At 67.2% G+C, this 2,303-nt stretch carries 2 protein-coding genes and 1 pseudogene; 1 reads left to right on the top strand and 2 read right to left on the bottom strand.

Translation table 11 applies throughout. The features are described 5' to 3' along the window. On the bottom strand, nt 1–556 hold a 556-nt coding region (locus JCM25156_RS32670), incomplete at its 3' end, for a [protein-PII] uridylyltransferase family protein (protein ID WP_457851824.1). Beyond that, nucleotides 510–1,115 (bottom strand): hypothetical protein, encoded by a 606-nt coding sequence (locus tag JCM25156_RS32665; RefSeq protein ID WP_025813588.1) that lies wholly within the window; start codon nt 1,113–1,115, stop codon nt 510–512. The genes JCM25156_RS32665 and JCM25156_RS32670, both read right to left, overlap by 47 nt. A gap of 121 nt (nt 1,116–1,236) precedes the next feature. Between JCM25156_RS32665 and JCM25156_RS24625 the strand changes: the two are divergent. Beyond that, nucleotides 1,237–2,303, top strand: a pseudogene (locus JCM25156_RS24625) (AsmA-like C-terminal region-containing protein); the annotation flags it as partial.

The raw sequence follows: 2,303 nt of genomic DNA, 5'->3' as shown, positions 1-2,303 counted from the left end.
CGAATTCCACCTCCCGTATCCCGCCCTGTCCCAGCTTGACATTCTGGCCCAGCAGCCAGCGCGTCGCGGCTTCCGGGTCATGGACATGTTCGGGCGGCAGGCTGTCCAGATTGGCGTGACCGGCGTTACGGTGGCGGTCTATCCGTGCTTTCATGTCATGGAGATCGTCAATCACCGCGAAATCAAGATGGCGCCGCCATATGAACGGATGAATGCTTTTGAGAAAACGGCGGCCCGCCGTGATGTCCCCCGCCACGGGGCGCGCCTTGGTCATGGCGGCGCGTTCCCATGTGCGGCCCATGCTTTCATAATACTGGATGGCGGCGGGAAAGGACACGGCGGCGGGGGTGGCGGCCGGGTCCGGCCGCAGCCGCAGGTCCATGCGGAAAACGTAGCCATTCGCATCCCGCGCTTCCATCAGGGTGACAAGATCGCTAGTCATGCGCACAAAGATATGTCGCAATTCCGTATTCGCGGGGTGGCGGTCCGGGTCATACAGGATGATCAGGTCAATATCCGAGGAGTAGTTCAGTTCCCGCGCGCCCAGCTTCCCCATTGCCAGAACCACGAAGCCGCTGCCACGGCACGGGGTCTCGGGGATTACGCAGGCGCAGCCGCCCGGTCTCATGCGCGTGCGCCAGCAGATGCCTGACCGCGGCCTCCAGGGCGTTTTCGGCCAGCAGGCTCAGCGCCAGCGTGACCTGATCCAGCGTCCAGACACCGCCGATATCCGCCAGGGCGATGGTCAGGGCCGCCTGTCGCTTGGCTATGCGCAATGCAGCCATGATTTCAGCGCGCGGCGTATCGGGGGCCAGCGCCTCAAGCTCCGCCAGGATGGCCCGCAGGTGCGTATCCGCCCCATTGACCAGAAGCGCCGCGAAAGCCTGCGTGTCACGCAGCGCAAGGTCGGACAGATAGGGGCTGTTTCCGCCCAGCGCGTCGATCAGGCCCACGATCTCTGGCATGGCCGTGATGTCGGGCAGTCCGTCGCGCGCGCAGGCGTCATGCAGGTTCTCGCGCAGGATGCGGGCCGCCCGGGCATCGGCCGGGTGGGGCCATGTGCCGCCGCGCCACGACGGATGCAGCGTGAAAACGGGTGTCGTGGGCATGTCCATGGGCAAGGGTCCGGCAGAAATCTGGGAAGTCACGCATATCCGTGCGATGGTGTAGCGTGGACGGTATGACGGAAACAGGTCAACCCACCCGGGGGGGGCATCCGGCCCGCACGCAACCCGCGTGCGCCGCGCGGTCATGGCGGCGGGACGGGTGGTGGTCTGGCTGGTGCTGCTGTGTATCACACTGCCCGCCATCGCGCTGCTGGTTCTGACGCTGCGCCTTTCCGCCGGGCCGCTGGACGTGACCCCGCTCGTGCGGCTGCTCATGCCCATTCCGGTCGCGCATGGGCTGGGGCATGACGATATTCTGGGCGGGCTGTCGGCGGGGCATGTGCGGGTGGGATGGAACGCCCTGCATGAAGGGCTGCGCGCGCCACTGGTCATATGGGTGGAGGATGTGCGCATCCAGCGTAACAACGGCGCGCTGGTCGATACGCTGCGGCGCGGGCGCATCACGCTGGACAGCCCGGCGCTGGTGCATGGCAATGTCCGTATCATCGAACTTTCCGCCATGCATGGCCGGCTCCGGCTGGCGCGGGGGCTGGATGGCAAATTCGGGCTCGATCTCGGGCCGGGCACGCCCTTTCCCTCGCCGGGGTCGCAGGAATCCTCTCCCGTGGACCTGACCGAGATCCGGCAGGCCGTCATATCGGACACCCATGTCACCCTGACCGACCGTGAGAGCGGACGGGTCTGGCGGCTGGGGGAAGCGGATGCCCGCCTGAAGATCGTGACCGATGCCGGGCAGAAAGGCGTAACGGGCGACATCCGCCTCGGGCTTGAAGGCAATGGGGAGCGCCTGGTCCTGCACGGTTCGGGCGAACGTGTCAGCCCCCAGCATGTGGACTGGACGCTGCTGCTGGACCCGATCAGCCCCGCCGCCTTCGCGCCGGGGCAGAAGGAGGTCGCGCCGCTTGGCCTGCCGGTGGGCGGCAGGCTGCATGTGGCGTTCCGCAATGGCGGGACTGACTGGCCCTTCCTCATGCCGCGTGAGTTCACGCTGCATCTCAATGCCGGTAACGGGCAGGTCACCACGCGCAAGGCCGGGCAGTTCCTTGTGGGGGAAGGGGAGGCCGACCTGTCGGGCACGCTGGGGGCCGGCCCGGCGAAGGCGCCCTTTGATGGTCCGCTGCACGTCGCCCTGCACAATCTCGTCCTGCGCCTGCGCGCGCCGGGGCACCCCACCGA

The organism is Komagataeibacter kakiaceti JCM 25156 (genome assembly GCF_000613305.1).
Note: the sequence above shows the minus strand (reverse complement) of the source record. Positions and strands in the feature narration are given on the sequence as shown.

Coding starts and splice junctions, on each gene's coding strand:
- JCM25156_RS32665 (WP_025813588.1), bottom strand. CDS start 1,115: ATGGACATGCCCACGACACCCGTTTTCACGCTGCATCCGTCGTGGCGC.